Raw genomic sequence first — 19,503 nt, forward strand, 5'->3', positions numbered from 1 at the left:
GAGGGGACGAGCCAGCGCTGCATGGGCTCGATGAGGGTGGGGCCCGCGGACAGGGCCAGCGAGGTGCCGAGGAAGCCGCGCCGCGCCAGCATCAGGTCGCTGCGCGAGAACTCGCTGAGCAGGGCCACTGTCTGCGGGCCGGTCCAGGGCAGGTCCACGCCGGTCGCGGAGGGCACCTGGCGCGCGGTGCGCAGACCGAGGTCCTCGACGGAGACGACGCAGCCGAACCGCTCGGAGAACAGGTCGGACAGGATGCGGGGGATCGGCTCGCGGGGGTTCTCGCCGTCGAGCCAGCGGCGCACGCGTGAAGTATCCGTGGAGATGTGGTTGGCGCCCAACTGACGGGCCCTACGGTTGACTTGGCGGGCGAGTTCACCCTTCGACCAGCCGCTGCGCACGAACCAGGAGGTGAGCAGGTCGTTCGGGCGCTTGTCCGCGTGCGCGGCGCTCCCCGCGCCCGTCCCGCCTCCGCCGTTGCCGCTCACTGGAACGCCCCCATTCCTGAGACCACTTGTCGCTCTGATGCGCCAAGCCCTATCAGAATGCCGGTAAATACCGCCCGCCGTCCGGCGGTTCTCACCCTTCGAACGGAGAGCCGACTTGCCTCCGGCATACCCGCGAAGGCATGTGCCCCCGGGTCTCGCACACTCAAAGTAATCCTACGATCACGCCTCCAGCCATGGCGATCCCGGAAACGCCACCATTCGCCACCCCATCGAATGAACTCAGGGTGGCGCGCAGGCGATTCACTTGACATAGGACGGACAGGGTGGGCGGAACGGTGCACTCAGGAGCGCATGCCATCCGCCACACCACCCCGGACGCCTCAAGGCGCCGCCTGGAACGGGTGGCGACGGGAAGGCGTCCGTACGCACAGTCACCACATGCGTCCGCAACGTAACCATCGGCGCGTCGGACCCGTTGGAGGGGGCATGGGCTTCACGATCGGCGGCATCCGCGAGATCCGCTCCGGCACGCGCAGGCGCGGTCGCTCGTCCGAGTGCACCGCGGTCGCCGAGTTCACCGGGCTGTGGGGGTGGGACGCGGTGCCGGGCGCGCGCGCCGCGGCCGGAGCCTGCTCCTGCGGCCGCTCCGACTGCCGCAGTCCCGGCGCGCATCCGCTGGAGTGCGCGCCCCGCGTCCCGGCCGGCGCCCCCCTCGACGACGTGACGAGAATCTGGGCGGACTTTCCCGGCGCCTCCGTGATGCTCCCGGTCGGCCGCGCCTTCGACGTGATCGAGGTCGCCGAACCGGCCGGGCGCCGCGCGCTGGTGCGCCTGGAGCGGATGGGCCTCCCGCTCGGCCCGGTGACCGTTACCCCCGAGGGCCGCGCCCAGTTCCTGGTCGCCCCCGGCGCCGCCGCCGACCTCCCCGGCCTGCTCTACCGCATGGGCTGGGACGACCCGGTCTCCCTCGACCTGTACGGCCTCGGCCCCGGTACGTACATCACGGCGCCGCCCTCCGACCGCGGCGGCCTCGGCCCGGTCCGCTGGCTGCGCCCGCCCGCGCTGGACTCGGCGACGAGGCCACCGGCGGCCCGGCTGCTGCTGGGCACGCTGGCGTACGTTGCGCACCGGTCACGCGGGTGACAGAGCCGGCCCTCACGTCGTACACAGCGAAGCGCCCGTCCCCCGACTGCACCTCGGGGGGCGGGCGCTTCTTCGTCGCCGGCTACCGGATCGCGTACGCGTTCAGTCTCCGATGAGGGCGTCGACGAAGGCCTCCGGCTCGAACGGCGCGAGGTCGTCCGCGCCCTCGCCGAGCCCGATGAGCTTGACCGGGACGCCCAGCTCGCGCTGGACGGCGATCACGATGCCGCCCTTGGCCGTGCCGTCGAGCTTGGTCAGCACGATGCCGGTGATGTCGACGACCTCGGCGAACACCCGGGCCTGGACGAGGCCGTTCTGCCCGGTGGTGGCGTCGAGGACGAGCAGCACCTCGTCGAGCGGGGCGTGCTTCTCCACGACCCTCTTGACCTTGCCCAGCTCGTCCATGAGCCCGGTCTTGGTGTGCAGCCGGCCGGCGGTGTCGATGAGGACCACGTCGACCCCCATCTCCTTGCCCTCCTTGACCGCGTCGAACGCGACGGAGGCGGGGTCACCGGCCTCGGGCCCGCGCACGGTGTGCGCGCCGACGCGCTCGCCCCAGGTCTGGAGCTGGTCGGCGGCGGCGGCCCGGAAGGTGTCGGCGGCGCCCAGGACGACCGTACGGCCGTCGGCCACGAGCACGCGCGCGAGCTTGCCGGTGGTGGTGGTCTTGCCGGTGCCGTTGACGCCGACGACCATCACGATGCCGGGCTTGCGGCCCTCGGGCTCGGTCTTCACCGCGCGGTCGACCTCGGTGCCGACCAGCTTGAGCAGCTCGTCGCGGAGCAGGCCGCGCAGTTCGTCGGGCGTGCGGGTGCCGAGCACCTTCACACGCTCGCGCAGTCGTTCGACAAGTTCCTGGGTGGGCATGACGCCGACGTCGGCGACGAGCAGGGTCTCCTCGATCTCCTCCCAGGTGTCCTCGTCGAGGTGCTCGCGCGAGAGCAGGGTGAGCAGGCCCTGGCCGAGGGCGGTCTGGGAGCGGGAGAGGCGGGCGCGAAGGCGGACCAGCCGCCCCGCGGTGGGCTCCGGGATCTCGATCCCGGGAGCCTCGACAACGGGAGGCTCCTCGACGGCGGTGGGTGCGCCGCCGCCGGGAAGGTCCACCTCCTCGATCGTGCGGCGCGGTTCTTCGCGCGGTGTCTCGGCCTCGTCGCCTACGTGCGGTTCGGCGGGAGGCGCGGTGATGTCGGGCGCGGCCGGGGGCGGGGGCGGCAGCGGCTTCTTCCGCCGGCTGCCGACAACCAGCCCGCCGAGCACCGCGAGCACGACCACGGCGATGACTACAGCAAGGATGACGGTTTCCATAACCCGTCCAGTATGCGCGACCCCCCTCCGCCGGAGCGGGCGACGGCCCGCCCGTTCCTCAGCCGATCAGTCCGCCCGTGTGCAGTGCGGCTCGCGCCCGGAACCGCAGGCGCAGGCAGCGCTCGGTGGCCTCGGCGGGCGCGTCCTCGGGAGCGCAGCAGTGCTCGGCGAGCCGGCGCAGGTCGTCCGGGTCGAGCCAGAGGGCGACCCGTCCCGCGGCTGCCTCCGCCTGCGGATCAGTGGGTACGACGGGTCCCGCCATGGCCCGAGCGTAGCTGCAGGGATGCCGCACCCGTAGCTATCTGACGTGCCGTCAGCTAATGTCCGCCCTCCAGATCCGAAGGGGGGCCCACCGTGCCCGTCACCGTCGTCCGTTTCAACCTCGTCGCCCCCGACGTCTCCCCCGCGGCGCTCGGAGCGCGCTACCGGGCGGCCCTGGAGATGGCCGGGTACGCCGACACGCACGGCGTCACGACCGTGCAGACCGAGGAGCACCACGGCGCCGAGAACAACTGGCTGCCCTCACCGTTCACCTTCGCGGGCGCCGTCCTCGGGGCGACCTCCCGGCTCGCGGTCACGGTCTCGGCGGTCATCGGTCCGCTGCACGACCCGCTGCGGCTGGCGGAGGACATCGCGGTGCTGGACCTGCTGAGCGGCGGCCGTCTGGTGACCGTCGCCGGGATCGGATACCGGCCGCAGGAGTACGCCCGGGCCGGCGTGGACTGGAAGCGGCGCGGCCGGCTCCAGGACGAGCTGCTGGAGACCCTGCTCGCGGCCTGGACCGGAGAGGAGTTCACCTACCGGGGCCGTACGGTACGGGTCACCCCGCGCCCGTGCACCGAGCCGCACCCCCTGCTGCTGGTCGGCGGCTCCTCCCCGGCCGCCGCCCGCCGGGCCGCGCGGCTCGGCCTGCCGTTCTTCCCGAGCGCGCACCTGCCCGAGCTGGAGGCCTACTACAAGGAACGGCTGGTCGAGTACGGCACCGAGGGCTGGGTGATGATGCCCGCCGCCGAGACCCCGCTGCTGCACCTCGCGGAGGATCCTGACCGCGCGTGGGCCACGTACGGCGAACACTTCCTGCACGAGGCCCGCACCTACGCCTCCTGGCAGTCGGCGGAGATCCGCTCGGCGGTGCGGTCGGCGGCGACGGACGTACGGGGGCTCCGTGACGAGGGCGTCTACCGGATCCTGACGCCCGACGAGTGCGTGGCGCAGGGGCTGGACAACCTCGTCCTGCATCCGCTGGCGGGCGGGATGCCGGTGGAGGAGGGCTGGCGCAGTCTGCGGTTGTTCTGCGAGGACGTGCTGCCCCGGCTCACCGTGTGAACCGGGGCGGCACGCCTCACGGGTGTCGAGGAGAGGGCAGCGGGGACTTGGCCCCTCTCCTCGAGTTCGGGAACCTCGGTACGAGGTTCAGCCCATCTCCTCCAGCGTCTTGCCCTTCGTCTCCTTGACGTACTTGAGGACGAAGGGGATGGAGAGCGCGGCGAAGACGGTGTAGATCACGTAGGTCATGGAGAGGTTCCAGTCGGCCAGGGACGGGAAGCTCGCGGTGATGGCCCAGTTGGCGATCCACTGTGCGGAGGCGGCCACGCCGAGGGCGGCGGCGCGGATCCTGTTCGGGAACATCTCGCCGAGGAAGACCCAGACGACGACACCCCAGGACAGGGCGAAGAAGAGGACGAACACGTGGGCGGCGATCAGGGCGACCCAGCCCTGCGTCTCCGGCAGCTTGCCGTCGACCAGGTCGAAGGAGAACGCCCAGGCCTCCAGTGCCAGACCGATCACCATGCCGACGGAGCCGATGAGGGCGAGCGGCCTGCGGCCGACGCGGTCCACGAAGATCATGGCGATCACGGTGCCGAGGATGTTGATGATCGACGTCGTGAAGGAGTAGAAGAACGAGTCCGTCGGGTCGACGCCGACCGACTGCCACAGCGTCGAGGAGTAGTAGAAGGCGACGTTGATGCCGACGAACTGCTGGAAGACGGAGAGGCCGATGCCTATCCAGACGATCGGCTTGAAGAAGAAGGAGCCGCCGAGCAGGTCCTTGAAGCTGGACTTGTGCTCGCTGTTCATCGCGTGCTCGATCTCGGCGATGCGGGCGTCGAAGTCGACGTCCTTGCCCTCGACCTCCATGAGGATCTCGCGGGCCCGCTCGTGCTTGCCGACGGAGATCAGGAAGCGCGGGGACTCGGGGATCGCGAAGGAGAGCAGACCGTAGAGGACGGCCGGGACGACCATGACGCCGAGCATGACCTGCCAGGCCTCGACACCCATGATCTCGCCGCGTTGGTCGCCGCCGGCGGCGTTGAGCAGACCCCAGTTGACCAGCTGGGACACGGCGATGCCGATGACGATGGCGGCCTGCTGGAAGGAGCCGAGCCGGCCGCGGTAGGCGGGCGGGGCGACCTCGGCGATGTAGGCCGGGCCGATGACCGAGGCCATGCCGATGGCGAAACCGCCGACGACCCGCCAGAAGGCGAGGTCCCACAGCGAGAAGGGCAGTGCCGAGCCGACTGCGCTGACCGTGAACAGCACGGCGGAGATCTGCATGCACCGGATGCGGCCGATGCGGTCGGCCATACGGCCGGCGGTCGCGGCGCCGATGGCGCAGCCGATCAGGGCGATGGCGATGACCTGGGCCAGGGCCGCCGAGCCGACGTCGTAGCGGCCCCGGATGGCTTCGACGGCGCCGTTGATCACGGAACTGTCGTAGCCGAACAGGAAGCCGCCCATCGCGGCCGCCGCCGCGATGAAGATGACGTGCCCGAGATGATCGGGATGAGCCGTCCCGGCTCCTGACTGAGGTGCCTGCGCTGTGCTGGTCACGTGTTCTCCTCGGGCCCCCCGGCTGCGCTGCCGGGGGTGGGGGGCGAGCCCTGTCAGGTGAGGGTTCAAGTGGCGCGCTGATCAACGCCGCTCACACCTGAAGGTAAAAGCAACGCTGCAGAGACTATGCCTTCAAGTTTCGAAGTCAATAGGTCATAGCTATGAGCTTTCCACCCAGCCGTGAGGAAGTCGTGTTCACTTCTTGAAGGATTGAAAAGATGCTGGTCACACTAGATGTATGACGCACGTGGATTCAGCGAAGACGCTGCGAGATGACCTTCGACACACCGTCGCCCTGCATCGAGACGCCGTAGAGCGCGTCGGCGACCTCCATCGTGCGCTTCTGGTGCGTGATCACGATCAGCTGCGAGGACTCCTGGAGTTCCTCCATGATCCGGATCAGCCGCTGGAGGTTGGTGTCGTCGAGGGCGGCCTCGACCTCGTCCATGACGTAGAACGGGCTCGGCCGGGCCTTGAAGATCGACACCAGCATCGCGACGGCGGTCAGCGAACGCTCGCCGCCCGAGAGCAGGCTGAGCCGCTTGACCCTCTTGCCGGGCGGTCGGGCCTCGACGTCCACGCCCGTGGTGAGCATGTTGTCGGGGTCGGTCAGGATCAGCCGCCCCTCACCGCCCGGGAACAGCCGGCCGAACACACCCTCGAACTCACGGGCGGTGTCACGGAACGCCTCCGTGAAGACCTGCTCGACACGCTCGTCGACCTCCTTCACCACCTGGAGCAGATCGGCCCGCGTCTTCTTCAGGTCCTCCAGCTGCTCGCTGAGGAACTGGTGGCGCTCCTCCAGCGCGGCGAACTCCTCCAGCGCGAGCGGATTCACCTTGCCGAGCTGCTGATACGCCCGCTCCGCCGCCCTCAGCCGCTTCTCCTGCTCCGCCCGCACGAACGGCCGGGGCTGGTTGCGCGGGTCGGAGCCCGCGGCGGAGCCGCCATCGGATTCAGCCTCCGGCAGCTCCTCGCCCTCGGCGGCGGGCGACGGCGGCACCGGCTGGCGAGGGCCGTACTCGGAGACCAGCCCCGCCGGTTCGACGCCCAGCTCCTCCAACGCCCTCGTCTCCAGCTGCTCGATCCGCAACCGCTTCTCGGCGCCGAGTACCTCTCCCCGGTGGACCGAGTCCGTCAGCTTGTCGAGTTCCGCCTTGAGGTCGCGCCCCGCGGTCCTGGCGGCGGCCAGCTCCTGCTCCCGCCTCGCCTTGGCCGCATCGGCGGCGACCCGCTCCCGCTCGGCCCGGCCGAGCGACACCTCGACATGCGCGAGCAGCTGGCGCGCACCGGCGGCGACGGCCTCCGCGACGGCCGCCTCGTGCCGCAGCCGGGCCCGGCGCTGCTCGGCCCGCGCGCGTGCCTCACGTTCCGCCCGAGCGGCCCGGTCCAGCCCGTCGGCCCGCCCGGCGAGCCCCTTGACCCGCTCCTCGTGCGTACGGACCTGGAGGCGCGCCTCCATCTCGGTCTGCCGCGCGTTCGCCCCGTCGGCGGCGAGCCGGTCCCGTACCGAGGTGTCGGGCTCCTCCTCCACCGGCATCTCCTCGACGACGGCCAGCCGCTCGGCCAGTTCCTCGGCCTCCTCCACCGCCCGGTCCAGCGCCTCCTGCGCACGGGCGGCCGCGGCGGCGGACCGCTCGGCCTCCCCGGCGGCACCGCGCGCCTGCCCGGCGAGCCGCCCGAGCTGCTGGGCGACGGCCGACTTCTCCCGGTCGGCGGTCCGCCGCCGCTCCGCCAGCTCCTCGACGCGGGCGGCGCACTCCTGGCGCCGCTCCCCCGCCGCCCGCTGTGCCTCGGTCAGCTCCGCACACCGCACCGCCAGCTCCTCCAGCTCGGCGGCGGCCTGGTCCACGGAGGCCTGCACCTCCAGCAGGCTGGGCGCCCCGGCGGACCCGCCCTGCGCGAAATGCGCCCCGAGCAGGTCGCCCTCGGCCGTGACGGCGGTCAGCTCGGGCCGGGCGTACACCAGATCCTCGGCGTCCTCCAGCGTCCCGACGACGACAATGCCCCGCAGCAGCCGCCGCACGGCAGGCATCAGCTCGGAAGGCGCGCGCACCAGATCGGCGGCGAAGGCCGGCCCTACGGCTCCGGACGCGCCGTGCCCGGCATCGCCGCCCGCGGCCGTCGCCGGGGCCGGGGCGCTGTCGGCGGGCTCCTTGGGCGCGCCCGCCAGCAGGAGTGCCGCCCTGCCCGCGTCCTGTTTACGCAGGAGGCGGATGGCGTCGGCGGCGGCGGACGGGGTGGTGACGGCGAGTGCGTCGGCGGCGGCGCCGAGGGCCGCGGCGAGCGCGATCTCGTGGCCGGGGGTGACCGTGAGGAGTTCCGCGGCCGGGCCGAGCAGGCCGGTGAGGCGGTCCTTCGCGTCGAGGAGCGCGCCGGTGCCGTCCTTGCGGCGCAGCCCCAGGGCGAGGGCTTCGTGACGGGCCTGGGTGGCGGCACGGGTCCGTTCGGCGGCGGTGACCTCCTCGCGGGCGGCGGTCAGGGCTGCCTCGGCCTCGGACAGTCGCCGCTTGGCCTCCTCGTGCCGCTCGCCGAGTTCCAGATCGCCGGCGTCGAGCCCGTCGACCTCCGCCTTCAGGGCCTCGTACTCCTCCTGCGCGGCGAGCGCCCGTTCCCGCGCCTCGTCGCGGGCGGCGGCCAGCCGGTCGATCTCGGCCTGGGCGGAGGCGGCGCGGGAGCGGGCCGCGTTGACCTGGCCGTGCAGCCGGGCGAGGCCCTCGCGCCGGTCGGCGATCGCGCGGGCGACGTCCTTGAGCCGCCGCTCCTCGACGGCCAGTTCCCGTTCCAGATCGGCTCGGTGGGAGACCGTGTCGTCGAGGGCGTGCTGGGCCGCTTCCAGGGCGGCCTCCAGCTCCGCCTCCTGCTCGCGGATACGGGCGGCCTCGCGCTCCAGGTCCTCGGGGTCACGGCCGCGCCGCTCCTCCGGGGGCGTGGAGGTGGCGCTCTTCACGCGGGCGTCGGCCAGTGAGACCGTGCCGCGGACGCGTTCGGCGAGCTGGGACAGCTCGTACCAGGTCTGCTGGGCCCGCTGGAGCCGGGGCGCGAGCCTGCGGACCTCGTCCTCCAGGAGTGCCTCGCGCTGGAGTGCCTTGCGCAGCTCCTGCTCGGCGGCTTCCTTGCGTTCCTTGAGGGCGGCCTCGTCGGCGATCTCCGAGGTGAGCGCCTCGCGCAGCCGTACGAGGTCGTCGGCGAGGAGGCGCAGGCGGGCGTCGCGCAGGTCGGCCTGGATGACGGCGGCGCGACGGGCGACCGCGGCCTGCCGGCCCAGCGGCTTGAGCTGTCTGCGCAGTTCGTCGGTCAGGTCCTGTACGCGCGCGAGGTTGGCCTGCATCGCGTCGAGTTTCCTGAGCGCCTTCTCCTTGCGCTTGCGGTGCTTGAGGACGCCCGCGGCCTCCTCGATGAAGGCGCGGCGGCCCATCGGGTCGGCGTGCAGCACGGAGTCGAGCTGGCCCTGGCCGACGATGACGTGCATCTCGCGGCCGATGCCGGAGTCGGACAGCAGGTCCTGGATGTCGAGGAGCCGGCAGGTGTCGCCGTTGATCTGGTACTCGCTGCCGCCGTTGCGGAACATGATCCGCGTGATGGTGACCTCGGCGTACTCGATGGGCAGGGCCCCGTCGGAGTTGTCGATGGTGAGGGACACCTCGGCGCGGCCCAGTGGGGGGCGGCCGGTGGTGCCGGCGAAGATGACGTCCTCCATCTTGCCGCCGCGCAGCGACTTGGCGCCCTGCTCGCCCATGACCCAGCTGAGGGCGTCGACGACGTTGGACTTGCCCGAGCCGTTGGGTCCGACGACACACGTGATGCCCGGCTCGAACCGGAGTGTGGTCGCGGAAGCGAACGACTTGAACCCTTTGAGGGTCAGGGCCTTGAGGTGCACGCCGCTGGACTTTACCGCCCGGGGATGTCTCACTCCATGAACCCGCGGTTTCGCCCCCGAACGCGCAGGGCAGACCAGACGTTGAAAGCAGTGAAAGGATGCACGGGGGAAAGAAAGAAGGGACGCCGAAGCGTCCCTTGCAAACTCTGCAGACTTAGCGGTCCGACGCGGTTTCATGAGCCGCCCGACCACTGCGTGTGCTGTTGTGGAGCAGTGCAGTGATCAGGTGAGCGCAGGCTCCGCCTGGTGTGCGTCGATGCTCTCCATGAACCTGTCGTGAGAAGCGGCAGCCGTCAGAGCGTCGTTCTCGGCCTGGATTCGTCCGAGCTCGTTTTCCAGGTCCTGGACGCGCTGCTGGAGCCGTCGCATCTCGGCGAGGAGCCGCGGGTCGGAGCCGCCGACGTAACCGAGAAGCGCCTTTGCCATGATGGATGGTCCTCCACAATGAGTGACCGACCGAAGCGGTGTGGGTCGTGAGGGATTCGCACCCGCGGTGTTGACTGGATCTTGTACTTCTTGCCGTTCATCCATGCCAAACAGCTAGGTGCGCGGGGTGCTTTTAGCGTCTCACCAAAAAGTTTGACGGTCAACACGATCACGCCCCGTATTGGCGGGCAACCCTGGTGCGCGCGGCCTTGAACGGCGGCGCTGCGACTCCTTCGGGACCCTCGGGACGTGGCGATCATCCTTGCGTGCGGAGCCTGCCGATGCAAGCGATTCTCGCAACCACCTGCCGCTTTCTCCTGGAGGCAGGTGCCGTCGGCGGGCTCTCGCTCTTCCGCCGGGTGGCTCCGCGCGCAATCGTCAGCGGATCGCGAAGCCGTCGTAGCCGCCGCGGGGTGTGTCCCATATCTCTGTGACTCCGTCCACGCGTCCGGGCGTGTCGTCACTCTGGAGCCACTCGAGCAGTCCCTCGCAGCCTTTTCGGGGGCCCTCGGCGACCACCTGGACCCGGCCGTCGCCCAGATTGAGAGCAAAACCACTCAGGCCGCCGATCTCCAGCGCCTTCGCCCGCGTGAACCAGCGGAAACCCACGCCCTGCACGTGTCCACGGACCCAGGCGACCAGCCGTACATCCTCGCTCATGGATGCAACCTAACCAGGCAATGTCACTGGGGACACTTCCTCCCCCGGCGCCATGCGGTACCGTCCCGACCCAATGAATCTCATATGAAACTCACTCGATCGAGTGAGTCAGGTTGACCATGAGGACTCATGCGCCGCATCGGCGCCGGTCGACCACGGGGCCCGCACACGCCAGTCGACAGGGACTCCGCCCGGACCAGTTGGACGAGGAAGGCCAGAACATGGGACGCCACCGACGCTCCGCCGCCGGCCGCGCCACGGCGGCCGGCCACACCGACGGCTCGTACCCGGAAGGCCGCTCCCGGCGGGACGGGTACGGCGGTGACCTCCCCACCATGGGCATCGCGCCCTACCTGAACCCGGAGGCGTACGCCGACACGGTCGCCCGGAGCCAGGAGTACCTGTTCGCCCCGGACGACGAGCGCGCACGGAGTGCCGAGGACACCGCGGTGTTCGCCTCCGACGAGTTCGCGACGAACGGCTTCGGGTCGGACGGCTTCACGCCGGCCGGCGGTACGCCGCGCGGTGCCTCAGGCCGGGGCGGCGCGGGCCGTCGTCGTAAGCGCAGGGCCGTGACGCCGGTCAAGACCGGTCTGCTCGGAATGTCGGCGGCCGTCGCCCTCGGCACGGTCGCGGTGGCCACGGGCGTGGTGCCCGGCCTCGACAACTACCGGCTGGGCGGCGGCGCCGGCGACCGGGTCCAGGCCGCCGACTCACCCACCAACTCGGCCTCCGAGCAGGGCGGCACCTCCGGCTCCGCCGAGACCGACCGCGACGGTACGTCGACCAGCCGCGACGCCGGCCGTTCCACCTCGCCCCCGGCCTCCGCACCGTCCTCGGCCCCCGCCTCGCCCTCCCCGTCGGCCTCGACGGCGTCGCCGAGCGAGTCGGCGACCACGGAGAAGCCGAAGACCACGCCGACGAAGGAGCCGAGGAAGACCCCGTCCAAGGCGCCGACGAAGGCTCCGGAAAAGGTCCCGGAAAAGGCCAAGGCACCGGTCACGGTCTCGGCTGAGGTCCAGGCCGCCGCCGAGGTGCTCCAGCTCGTCAACGAGGAGCGCGCCAAGATCGGGTGCAGTGCGGTCTCCGCGAACAGTTCGCTGGCCGACCTCGCGCAGGACTTCAGCGAGGACATGGCGGCACGGGGCTTCTTCGACCACACCGACCCGGACGGCGCGTCCCCGTGGGACCGTGCCACGAAGGCCGGCATATCGGACCTCGGCGGCGAGAACATAGCCCGCGGCCAGGCCGACGCGGCAGCCGTGATGCAGGCCTGGATGAACAGCCCCGGCCACCGCGCCAACATCCTGAACTGCGACTTCAAGACCTTGGGCGTCGGCGTGCACCTCGGCTCCGGCGGCCCTTGGTGGACACAGGACTTCGGCTACTAGGGCATGTTCCGGGGCGGGAAAGGGAGTCGGCGGAGCGGATCGGCAGCTCATCGCCGGCGACGAAGGAAGGCACTAACCCTCAGTTAGTGCAACCTGTTGGTTAGCGCTGTGGTCGCGTACGCTTGACCCATGACCGGCATTCAGGAGCGCACCCCGGAGCAGGATCTCCCGTACGACGTGTTCGCCAAGGCCTGCCCCTCGCGCGGCACGCTGGAGCACGTCACGGGACGCTGGGGCACTCTCACCCTGGGAGCCCTGCACGAGGGTTCGCTTCGCTTCAACGAGCTGCGCCGGCGCGTCGACGGCGTCAGCGAGAAGATGCTGTCCCAGACGCTGCACGCGCTGGAGCGCGACGGCCTGGTGCACCGCGAGGCCCAGTCGACCAACCCGCCCCGTGTGGACTACGAACTGACCCCCCTGGGCCATGAGGTCGCCGAGCGGCTGCTGGGCCTGATCCACTTGGTGGAGGGGCGGATGGACGAGGTCCTCGCGTCCCGCGGGCGTTACGACGAGACGCGCGGCGGCCGCTGACACTTGGGGCAGAAGTAGCTGGACCGGTTCATCCAGGGCCGTCGGCGCATCGGTGTGCCGCAGCGCTTGCAGGGCAGGCCCTCGCGCCCGTAGGCGTCCAGCGACCGGTCGAAGTAGCCGGACTCGCCGTTGACGTTGACGTACAGGCTGTCGAAGCTGGTGCCGCCGACGGCAAGGGCCTCACGCATCACGTCCCGGACGTGGCCGAGCAGTTCGAGGGTGCGCGGGCGGGTGAAGCCGGCCGTGGGACGGTCGTAGTGGAGGCGGGAGCGCCACAGCGCCTCGTCCGCGTAGATGTTGCCGACTCCGCTGATCAGCGACTGGTCGAGCAGGGCCCGTTTGACGGTGGTGCGCTTGCGGCTAAGTGCCTGGTGGAAGGCCTCGTCGTCGAACCGCGGGTCGAGCGGGTCGCGAGCGATGTGCGCGATGACGTCGGGCAGGCCGTCGGCGGTGGTCTCGTGCAGCGACAGACCGCCGAAGGTGCGCTGGTCGACGAACCGCAGTTCGGTGGCGTGCGCGTCGGCGAAGCGGACCCGGATTCGCAGATGCTTCTCGTCCGGTGAACCCTGCGGCTGCACCAGGAGCTGACCGCTCATGCCGAGGTGCGCCAGGATCGCCTGCCCGGTGTCCTCCAGCGGCAGCCACAGATACTTGCCGCGGCGGCTCGGCACACCGACCCGGTGACCCTTGAGGCGGTGCGTGAAGTCGTCGGCGCCGGCCAGGTGACGGCGTACGGCGCGCGGGTGCAGGACCTCGGCCTCGGCGACCGTGCGATGGGCGACCCACCGCTCCAGACCCCGCCGGACGACCTCGACCTCGGGCAACTCGGGCATAGGGACCCGTCACTCCCTCATCTACGGACCGAGCGCCCGCCCCTGCTGCGGGACGAGCGCTCGGTGCACGTCAGTGCTGTCGGTAGCGGCGATGCCGCCGGAACCGGCAGTGCTGTTGTCAGGCGGAGGCGGACTCCTGCTCCGCGGAGCCGTCAGCGGCCACCACGGCCTGAGCCGCCTTGGCGCGCTCGTCCGCCTCGGCCCTGATGGACCTCCAGGCGGACTCGGCGGCCTGCTGCTCCGCCTCCTTCTTGCTGCGGCCGGTGCCGGTGCCGTACGAGACGCCTCCGACGCGGGCGGCAGCAGTGAAGATCTTCTCGTGATCGGGACCGGTCTCCGTGACCAGGTACTCGGGCACGCCGAGCCCTTCGGTCGCGGTGAGTTCCTGGAGACTGGTCTTCCAGTCCAGGCCGGCACCGAGGTTGGAGGACTTCTCGATCAGCGGGTCGAAGAGGCGGTGCACCAGTTCGGAGGCCGCGTCGAGGCCCTGGTCGAGATAGACCGCGCCGATCACCGCTTCAAGGGTGTCGGCGAGGATGGACGCCTTGTCCCGGCCGCCCGTGCCCTCTTCACCCCGGCCGAGCCGGATGAAGGAACCCAGGTCAAGACCACGACTGACCTCCGCCAGCGCACGCGAGTTGACCACCGCGGCCCGCAACTTGGCCAGTTGGCCTTCGGGCAGGTCGGGGTGGGTGCGGTACAGCGTGTCCGTGACGACGAGGCCGAGCACGGAGTCCCCGAGGAACTCCAGCCGCTCGTTCGTCGGCAGACCGCCGTTCTCGTATGCGTAGGAACGGTGGGTCAGCGCACGCACCAGAAGGGCGGACTCGAGCTGATAGCCGAGCCGCCCTTCCAGAAGCGTGTGGGACGAGGCTGTGTTCTCCGCCTTTTTCTTGGCGACTGAATCCGCCTTGGCGTCAGACATGAAGCCTCTCACCAGCCGCTCAGACCTCGAGGACCTGGCGCTTGTTATAGGTGCCGCAAGACGGGCACGCGATGTGCTGCAGCTTGGGCTCGTGGCAGCGCTCGCACGACACCAGGTTGGGGACCGCAGCCTTCCACTGCGACCGGCGGTGGCGCGTGTTGCTGCGCGACATCTTCCGCTTCGGAACAGCCACGGCTACTTCTCCTGCTTCTCGGCGGCGCGTGCTGATCGAGGCGCGTCGCCGCTCATCTCGTCCTTCTCGCCGTCTTCAGGTGAACCGGCGAGTCCCTGCAGTGCCGCCCAACGGATGTCGACGGCGTCATGGTGGTGGTCCGGGTCGTCCGCCAGCCGCACTCCGCATTCGGAGCACAGACCGGGACAGTCGTCCTGGCACACCGGCTGCATCGGCAGTGCGAGCACCACCGCATCACGCAGCACAGGCTCGAGGTCGAACAAGCCGTCCTCGAGAAAGAGCCTGTCCTCGTCTTCCTCGGCGTCGTCGGCCGGTTCCGCTTTCACGCGGCCCCGGTCGTCGGCGTCAGGGTACGAAAACATCTCCTGGAAGTCCGCTTCGAGCTCCAGCTCGACCGGCTCCAGACACCTTACGCACTCCCCCTCGGCCTGTGCACGGGCGGTGCCTGTGACGAGCACTCCGTCCATGACCGACTCGAGTCGGAGTTCCAGCTTCACCGGGGCGCCTTCCGGCACTCCGATGACCCCTTGGATACCGAGATCCGCGGGGGCTTCGATCTCACGGGACAGGCGCTGGAGCGCGCCAGGACGCCGCCCCAGCTCGTGTGTGTCGAACACGAGAGGATTGCGGTGGTCAAGGCGGGCGTTCAGGGCCATTCCTGCTTTCGATCTTCCGTGCTGTGGGGGGCCGCCGCCCTCAGGTGTTGCGGGCAGCAGCGATCGCGGACCTACACGCGACCGAAGAGCCAGGATACTGGAGCATGCGCCCACAGCCCAATCCGGGTCCCGGGCTCCGCCCCGGACCCCGTTCCGGGCGTCTCCCGGGGCCCGCTGCTACAGGCCGCGGCCCTGTTCGTAGGCGCGCAGCTGCTCGGCGCTGATCATGCCGGTGTCGAACAGGCTGGCCTCTTCGAGGGCGTATCCCGACTGCTCCTGCTGGGGCAGCTGAGACGCCTGAGGCTGCTGCTGCCCGGCCTGCTGCGGGTCGTACGGCGCCTGCTGGGCGTCGTAGCCCTGGAAGGGGGCACCTCCCGCCGGAGCGTAGCCGGGGGCGGCGTAGGGGTCGGCCTGCTGGTAGCCGTAGGCGTCCTGCTGCTGGCCGTAGCCCTGCTGCTGGTAGGCGCCCGCGTACGGGTCCGGCTGCTGCTGGTAGGGATAGGCCTCCTGCGGCTGCTCGTACGTCCGCTGGGCGGGCTGCTCGGCCGGGGTCTCCTGCTCGGTGAGGGTGACGAGGTCGGCGAGGTAGTCGGCGTCGGAGGAGTGCTGGAACGTCGTCTGGTCGTCGGCGAGGGAGCTGAGGTCGTCGCTGGCGATCCGGCCGTGCAGCTTCTGCCGGCCGCGGCCGACGGCGTCCAGGGTCTTGGCGAGGACCGCCTCGAAGGCGCCGAGCTTGACGTCGACGTAGGCGTCGGCGTCTCGGCGCAGGGTCTCGGGGTCGTGGCTGCGCTCGGGGGCGTCCTCGTCCGTGTAGCCCTGCTCGTCGACGCCGGGACCGGTGCCGAGGAGCCTCTCGCGGCCACGGCCGACGGAGCCGAGGGTCTTGGTGAGGACGACCTCGAAGTTGGCGAGCTTGGAGTCGACGTAGTCGTCGGCCTCGGCGCGGATGTCCTCGGCCTCCTTGCGGGCCTCGGCCAGGATGCGGTCGGCCTCGGCCTGGGAGCGGCGGGCGATCTCGGTGCCGGAGATCAGGGAGCCGCGCTCGGCGTGCGCGGTGGAGATGATCCGGTCGGCCTCCTGGCGGGCCTGCTCGACCATCTGCTCGCGGCCGCCGATCAGTTCCCGGGCCTGGGCGAGGGAGTCGGGCAGGGCCGCGCGCACCTCTTCCAGCAGGGCGAGCAGGTCGGCGCGGTTGACCACGCACGAAGCCGACATCGGCATCGACCGGGCACTGGAGACCGCCGTGACGATCTCGTCGAGCTTCTTCTGCACGTCCACCGGTTGCTCGCCACTCTCTACAGCTGTCTTGGAGACGGACGGAACGACTCTACGGCCATGCGGTGTCCACGGACACCGGGTGACGGGCCGTCAGGCACTCTGACCGACCGGCAAGGGGAGGGCGGGAGAAGGAGCGGGGTCCGGGACGTGCAGCTGCACGGCGGAGGAGGGAGTGATGGCGGAGCCGGTGGGGCCCCTTCCGCTCATGGGGGTCCCCCGCTCGAGCGGAGCCGAGAGTGGGGGGAAGCCGACGGTGGGGAGCCCGACGACAGCGCGGCTGGGGGTCCCCCACGCCCTTGAGGCAGTGGGGCAGTGCGTGCGGGGGCCCGCGACGCCGCCCTCCCCTCGCCGGTCGGTCTCAGTCCTGGCGCAACCGCTCGGCGAGTGCTTCGAGGACCAGCGGCGGGACCAGGTGGGACACGTCGCCGCCCCAGGTCGCGACCTCTTTGACCAGGGAGGACGACAGAAAACTGTAGGTGGGGTTCGTGGGGACGAACAGCGTCTCGACGCCGGAGAGCCCGTTGTTCATCTGGGCCATCTGCAGCTCGTAGTCGAAGTCGCTGACCGCGCGCAGGCCCTTGACGATGGCCGGGATGTCGCGCTGTTTGCAGAAGTCGACGAGGAGGCCGTGGAAGGCCTCGACGCGGACGTTTCCGTACTCGGCGGTCACCTCGCGGATCAGGTCGATCCGCTCCTCGATCTCGAACAGGCCCTTCTTGGACTTGTTGATCATCACCGCGACATAGACCTCGTCGTACAGACGGGAGGCGCGGGAAATGATGTCGAGATGTCCGTTGGTGATGGGGTCGAACGACCCGGGACAGACGGCGCGGCGCACTTGGGATCCCTCGCTCTCCGGTCCGGTCATCGTGCGTCTTCGCACGTAGAGGCGGCGCGACCGTACCAAAACGTTCCCTCGCCGTAACGACGGGACCGGATCGCTTCGAAACCGTCCGGCCAGTCGAAGGTGCCGCCTCTGGTGCTGCGCTCCACGGTGACGAGGGCTTCCGCCGCGAGCCACCCCTGCGAGCGGAGTGTGAGCAGGATCTCGCGAAGATCGTCGTCGGTGACGGCGTACGGAGGGTCGAGGAAGACGAGCTGGTACGGCTCCGCCGGCGGGGTCTGGATGATCTGCCGGGCCTTGCCGGCCCGGACCTCGGCACCGGGCAGGCCGAGGGTCCTCACGTTCTCCCGGATGGTGCGGGCCGCCCGCGCGTCGGCCTCGACGAGCAGGGTGTGGCTCGCGCCCCGGGAGAGGGCCTCCAGGCCCACGGCCCCGGAGCCGGCGTACAGGTCCAGGACGCGTTCGCCGTCGAGGGGGGCGCCACCCAGCAGGGACTGCCAGGTGGAGAAGAGGGCCTCGCGTGCGCGGTCGGAGGTGGGGCGGGTGCCGGTCCCTGGCGGGACGGCCAGGCGACGTCCGCCGGCTCGGCCGGCGATCACGCGGGTCATCTTCGGTCCTTGGTCGGGGGCGTCTTCGGTTTCATTGTCGCTGGTCGCGCACGCGCTGCGGTAGCCGCATCCGGATGAGGGACCCGCGCCTCGCGGGCCGTCCGGCTCACCCCTTCTCCAGGTACTGCTCCCGCTCCTGGTCCACCAGGGCGTCCAGGGCCGTCCGAAGGCCGGGAAGTCCGGTCAGCTCCGGGTCCGCCGCGACGATCGCCGCCGCCTCTTGCCTGGCCTCCGCGATGATCTCCTCGTCCTCGATGACGGCGAGTACGCGCAGGCTGGAGCGCACGCCGGACTGGGCCTGGCCGAGGACATCGCCCTCGCGGCGCTGTTCCAGGTCGATGCGGGACAGCTCGAAGCCGTCGAGGGTCGCGGCGACCGCGTCGAGTCGCCGGCGGGCGGGACTTGCCTCGGACATCTCGGAGACGAGGAGGCAGAGCCCGGGGGCCGAACCGCGGCCGACCCGGCCACGGAGCTGGTGCAGTTGGGACACGCCGAAGCGGTCGGCGTCCATGATCACCATCGCGGTGGCGTTCGGCACGTTGACCCCGACCTCGATGACGGTCGTGGCGACCAGGACGTCGGTGTCCCCCGCGGCGAAGCGCCGCATGACGGCGTCCTTGTCGTCGGGCGGCATACGGCCGTGCAGGACCTCGATCCTGAGCCCCTGGAGCGGGCCGCGGGCGAGCTGGTCGGCCACCTCCAGGACGGCGAGCGGGGGGCGCTTCTCGGCCTCGTCCTCCGGGGTCTTCTTCCTGGCCTTCCTGGGGTCGTCCTCCTCGTCGCCGATGCGGGGGCAGACCACGTACGCCTGATGGCCGCCCTCGACCTCCTCGCGGACCCGGTCCCAGGCACGGGCCAGGAAGTGCGGCTTGTCGGCGGCGGGGACGACATGGCTGGCGATCGGGGACCGCCCGGCCGGGAGCTGGTCCAGGACCGAGGTCTCCAGGTCGCCGAAGACGGTCATGGCGACCGTGCGCGGGATGGGCGTGGCGGTCATGACGAGGAGGTGCGGAGGCTGCTTGCCCTTGCCGCGCAGGGCGTCCCGCTGCTCGACGCCGAACCTGTGCTGTTCGTCGACCACGACCAGCCCCAGATCGTGGAACTGCACCTTGTCCTCGATCAGCGCGTGCGTGCCGATGACGATGCCGGCCTCGCCGGTGACGAGGTCGAGCAACGCCTGCCGCCGCCCGGCGGCCCCCATCGACCCGGTGAGCAGCACCACCTTGGTGGCGTCCTCGACCCCGCCGAGCATCCCGCCTTCGGCCAGGTTCCCCATCATCTCCACGACGGACCGGTGATGCTGCTGGGCGAGCACCTCGGTGGGCGCGAGCATGGCTGCCTGCCCACCCGCGTCGACGACGGCGAGCATGGCGCGCAGGGCCACCATTGTCTTTCCGCTACCGACCTCCCCCTGGAGCAGCCGGTGCATCGGGTGGCTCGTCGCCAGGTCGTCGAAGATCTCCTTCGAGACCTTCAGCTGGCCCTCGGTGAGAGTGAAGGGGAGCCGGTCGTCGAAGGCGGAGAGCAGGCCGTCGGGGGCGGGCTTGCGGGG

The 19,503-nt window shown here is 70.8% G+C and carries 18 protein-coding genes and 1 pseudogene; 4 read left to right on the forward strand and 15 right to left on the reverse strand.

Going from position 1 to position 19,503, the window contains the following annotated elements:
• Nucleotides 1-485 (reverse strand): annotated as a pseudogene (locus P1P75_RS27880) (hypothetical protein); the annotation flags it as partial.
• A gap of 447 nt (nt 486-932) precedes the next feature.
• Here P1P75_RS27880 and P1P75_RS27885 point away from each other — a divergent pair.
• Entirely contained in the window at nt 933-1,589 is a 657-nt protein-coding gene (locus tag P1P75_RS27885) for a bifunctional DNA primase/polymerase (RefSeq protein WP_319260331.1), read from the forward strand.
• Between the two features lie 102 nt (nt 1,590-1,691).
• On the opposite strand, the gene ftsY is transcribed toward P1P75_RS27885, so the two are convergent.
• Entirely contained in the window at nt 1,692-2,894 is a 1,203-nt protein-coding gene (gene ftsY, locus P1P75_RS27890; RefSeq protein ID WP_319260333.1) for a signal recognition particle-docking protein FtsY, read from the reverse strand.
• A 58-nt stretch (nt 2,895-2,952) separates the two neighbouring features.
• Nucleotides 2,953-3,156 (reverse strand): hypothetical protein, encoded by a 204-nt coding sequence (locus tag P1P75_RS27895; protein ID WP_319260335.1) that lies wholly within the window; start codon nt 3,154-3,156, stop codon nt 2,953-2,955.
• Between the two features lie 92 nt (nt 3,157-3,248).
• Between P1P75_RS27895 and P1P75_RS27900 the strand changes: the two genes are divergently transcribed.
• On the forward strand, nt 3,249-4,220 hold the full coding sequence (locus tag P1P75_RS27900) for an LLM class flavin-dependent oxidoreductase (RefSeq protein WP_319260338.1): 972 nt from the start codon (nt 3,249-3,251) through the stop codon (nt 4,218-4,220).
• Between the two features lie 87 nt (nt 4,221-4,307).
• On the opposite strand, the gene P1P75_RS27905 is transcribed toward P1P75_RS27900, so the two are convergent.
• From P1P75_RS27905 to P1P75_RS27920, 4 genes are all read right to left on the reverse strand, one after another.
• Nucleotides 4,308-5,726 carry a sugar porter family MFS transporter gene (locus P1P75_RS27905; RefSeq protein ID WP_319260341.1) on the reverse strand — a complete coding sequence of 473 codons (1,419 nt, stop codon included), beginning with the start codon at nt 5,724-5,726 and terminating at the stop codon, nt 4,308-4,310.
• Nucleotides 5,727-5,979: 253 nt separating this feature from the next.
• Nucleotides 5,980-9,606 carry a chromosome segregation protein SMC gene (smc, locus tag P1P75_RS27910; protein WP_319260343.1) on the reverse strand — a complete coding sequence of 1,209 codons (3,627 nt, stop codon included), beginning with the start codon at nt 9,604-9,606 and terminating at the stop codon, nt 5,980-5,982.
• 222 nt (nt 9,607-9,828) lie between these two features.
• Nucleotides 9,829-10,032 carry a hypothetical protein gene (locus P1P75_RS27915; RefSeq protein ID WP_073491170.1) on the reverse strand — a complete coding sequence of 68 codons (204 nt, stop codon included), beginning with the start codon at nt 10,030-10,032 and terminating at the stop codon, nt 9,829-9,831.
• Nucleotides 10,033-10,410: 378 nt separating this feature from the next.
• Nucleotides 10,411-10,692 carry an acylphosphatase gene (locus P1P75_RS27920; protein WP_319260345.1) on the reverse strand — a complete coding sequence of 94 codons (282 nt, stop codon included), beginning with the start codon at nt 10,690-10,692 and terminating at the stop codon, nt 10,411-10,413.
• 221 nt (nt 10,693-10,913) lie between these two features.
• Between P1P75_RS27920 and P1P75_RS27925 the strand changes: the two genes are divergently transcribed.
• A complete protein-coding gene (locus P1P75_RS27925) occupies nt 10,914-12,083 on the forward strand; it encodes a CAP domain-containing protein (RefSeq protein ID WP_319260347.1) in 1,170 nt (389 codons plus the stop codon).
• Between the two features lie 129 nt (nt 12,084-12,212).
• Nucleotides 12,213-12,614, forward strand: coding sequence for a helix-turn-helix domain-containing protein (locus tag P1P75_RS27930; RefSeq protein WP_319260350.1), 402 nt, complete (start codon nt 12,213-12,215; stop codon nt 12,612-12,614).
• Here the strand turns inward: P1P75_RS27930 and mutM are convergent.
• The 8 genes from mutM to P1P75_RS27970 form a co-directional block, all read right to left on the reverse strand.
• Nucleotides 12,587-13,447: a bifunctional DNA-formamidopyrimidine glycosylase/DNA-(apurinic or apyrimidinic site) lyase gene (gene mutM / locus P1P75_RS27935; protein ID WP_319260353.1), complete on the reverse strand. Its 861-nt coding sequence runs from the start codon at nt 13,445-13,447 to the stop codon at nt 12,587-12,589. The two genes, P1P75_RS27930 and mutM, sit on opposite strands and share 28 nt — an antisense overlap.
• Nucleotides 13,448-13,565: 118 nt before the next feature.
• The gene (gene rnc / locus P1P75_RS27940; protein ID WP_086771258.1) at nt 13,566-14,372 is read right to left on the reverse strand and encodes a ribonuclease III; all 807 of its coding nucleotides are present in this window, start codon (nt 14,370-14,372) and stop codon (nt 13,566-13,568) included.
• Nucleotides 14,373-14,391: 19 nt separating this feature from the next.
• Nucleotides 14,392-14,565 (reverse strand): 50S ribosomal protein L32, encoded by a 174-nt coding sequence (rpmF, locus tag P1P75_RS27945; protein ID WP_086771257.1) that lies wholly within the window; start codon nt 14,563-14,565, stop codon nt 14,392-14,394.
• A gap of 2 nt (nt 14,566-14,567) precedes the next feature.
• The gene (locus tag P1P75_RS27950) at nt 14,568-15,221 is read right to left on the reverse strand and encodes a DUF177 domain-containing protein (RefSeq protein ID WP_086771256.1); all 654 of its coding nucleotides are present in this window, start codon (nt 15,219-15,221) and stop codon (nt 14,568-14,570) included.
• Nucleotides 15,222-15,398: 177 nt separating this feature from the next.
• On the reverse strand, nt 15,399-16,499 hold the full coding sequence (locus P1P75_RS27955; protein ID WP_319260355.1) for an ATP synthase F0 subunit B: 1,101 nt from the start codon (nt 16,497-16,499) through the stop codon (nt 15,399-15,401).
• Between the two features lie 358 nt (nt 16,500-16,857).
• Nucleotides 16,858-17,337 carry a pantetheine-phosphate adenylyltransferase gene (gene coaD, locus P1P75_RS27960; protein WP_190046555.1) on the reverse strand — a complete coding sequence of 160 codons (480 nt, stop codon included), beginning with the start codon at nt 17,335-17,337 and terminating at the stop codon, nt 16,858-16,860.
• A 26-nt stretch (nt 17,338-17,363) separates the two neighbouring features.
• Nucleotides 17,364-17,951, reverse strand: a complete 588-nt coding sequence (gene rsmD, locus P1P75_RS27965; protein WP_319260358.1) for a 16S rRNA (guanine(966)-N(2))-methyltransferase RsmD — start codon at nt 17,949-17,951, stop codon at nt 17,364-17,366.
• A 106-nt stretch (nt 17,952-18,057) separates the two neighbouring features.
• On the reverse strand, nt 18,058-19,503 hold a 1,446-nt coding region (locus P1P75_RS27970; RefSeq protein WP_319260361.1), incomplete at its 5' end, for an ATP-dependent DNA helicase RecG.

Origin of the sequence: Streptomyces sp. ID05-39B (genome assembly GCF_033794725.1) — a bacterium.
Lineage (GTDB): Bacteria > Actinomycetota > Actinomycetes > Streptomycetales > Streptomycetaceae > Streptomyces > Streptomyces bobili.

Excerpts from the sequence above, each read along its gene's own strand:
- P1P75_RS27885 (WP_319260331.1), top strand. The coding sequence starts at position 933 with ATGGGCTTCACGATCGGCGGCATCCGCGAGATCCGCTCCGGCACGCGC.
- ftsY (WP_319260333.1), bottom strand. The coding sequence starts at position 2,894 with ATGGAAACCGTCATCCTTGCTGTAGTCATCGCCGTGGTCGTGCTCGCG.
- P1P75_RS27895 (WP_319260335.1), bottom strand. The coding sequence starts at position 3,156 with ATGGCGGGACCCGTCGTACCCACTGATCCGCAGGCGGAGGCAGCCGCG.
- P1P75_RS27915 (WP_073491170.1), bottom strand. The coding sequence starts at position 10,032 with ATGGCAAAGGCGCTTCTCGGTTACGTCGGCGGCTCCGACCCGCGGCTC.
- P1P75_RS27920 (WP_319260345.1), bottom strand. The coding sequence starts at position 10,692 with ATGAGCGAGGATGTACGGCTGGTCGCCTGGGTCCGTGGACACGTGCAG.
- P1P75_RS27925 (WP_319260347.1), top strand. The coding sequence starts at position 10,914 with ATGGGACGCCACCGACGCTCCGCCGCCGGCCGCGCCACGGCGGCCGGC.
- P1P75_RS27930 (WP_319260350.1), top strand. The coding sequence starts at position 12,213 with ATGACCGGCATTCAGGAGCGCACCCCGGAGCAGGATCTCCCGTACGAC.
- mutM (WP_319260353.1), bottom strand. The coding sequence starts at position 13,447 with ATGCCCGAGTTGCCCGAGGTCGAGGTCGTCCGGCGGGGTCTGGAGCGG.
- rnc (WP_086771258.1), bottom strand. The coding sequence starts at position 14,372 with ATGTCTGACGCCAAGGCGGATTCAGTCGCCAAGAAAAAGGCGGAGAAC.
- P1P75_RS27950 (WP_086771256.1), bottom strand. The coding sequence starts at position 15,221 with ATGGCCCTGAACGCCCGCCTTGACCACCGCAATCCTCTCGTGTTCGAC.
- rsmD (WP_319260358.1), bottom strand. The coding sequence starts at position 17,951 with ATGACCCGCGTGATCGCCGGCCGAGCCGGCGGACGTCGCCTGGCCGTC.